Genomic DNA, 857 nt, shown 5'->3' with positions numbered 1-857 from the left:
CTAGGGTGCTGCGCATTTTTCTTTGGTGCGTACTCGTGCATCAACGCCATCGCATTAGGCAGCAGGCCTCCGCAGCCAAGCCCAGCGACGAAGCGGCACAGTCCAAATTCGGTGGGGTTGCTGGGCAAGCCATTGATCACGGTTGCGACGCTGAACAGGGCAAAACAGATCGCGATGCCGTTCTCGCGGCCGATTCTGTCGGCCAGACTGCCAAACAGCAGGGCACCGAACATCATGTCAAACAGCGCGTAGCTGCCCAACGCACCGGCCTGCAGGGGGGTGAGCCCCTACTCCGTCATCAACACCGGCAACACCACGCCATTGATGAATAGGTCGTCATCGAAAATCAATAATAGCGCGCATAGCGCCCTACACCTTCAGCGGAAACCGCTGAATCGCGCACAATCGATAATTGAATTGACGTCGTAGTTTCGCATAGCGCCTCTCTCATGATTTTATTTTTGTTGTGAGCAAGACTTGGGTGAATAGTGGCGGCATCAACCCAGATCGCCGCCTCCCACTGGCAGGGTCACGCCGGTGATATAGGAAGCTTCGTCGCTGGCCAGAAATAGAATGGCGCCGGCCTGCTCATCAACTGTGCCGTAGCGCTTCATCAAGCTGCTGTCCTCAGTCTGCTCAACAATCTGCTGATACCAGCGCTGTTCGTCGGCGCTGGGTACTTGGTTATTGCGTGGAATACGTCGCGGTGGGGCCTGGGTCCCGCCAGGCGCCGTGGCATTGACCCGGATGCCGCGCTCGGTGTTCTCGAACGCCAGGCAGGCCGTGAGAGCATTCACCCCACCGGCATTCACCCGCAGCGAATCGACCTTCAGCTACTTTCAGGCTACCCGGGCCTA

The 857-nt window shown here is 58.0% G+C and carries 2 pseudogenes; both read right to left on the bottom strand.

The features are described 5' to 3' along the window. Window positions 1-437: pseudogene (locus tag GSQ95_RS25945) on the bottom strand (MFS transporter); the annotation flags it as partial. Between the two features lie 60 nt (window positions 438-497). Next, window positions 498-803: pseudogene (locus GSQ95_RS25940) on the bottom strand (SDR family oxidoreductase); the annotation flags it as partial. Between the last annotated feature and the right edge of the window lie 54 nt (window positions 804-857).

It is taken from the genome of Pseudomonas sp. BAV 4579, assembly GCF_009765395.1.
Taxonomy (GTDB): domain Bacteria; phylum Pseudomonadota; class Gammaproteobacteria; order Pseudomonadales; family Pseudomonadaceae; genus Chryseomonas; species Chryseomonas aestiva.
The sequence above is the reverse complement of the archived record's forward strand: the minus strand, read 5'-3'. Positions and strand labels throughout refer to the sequence as shown.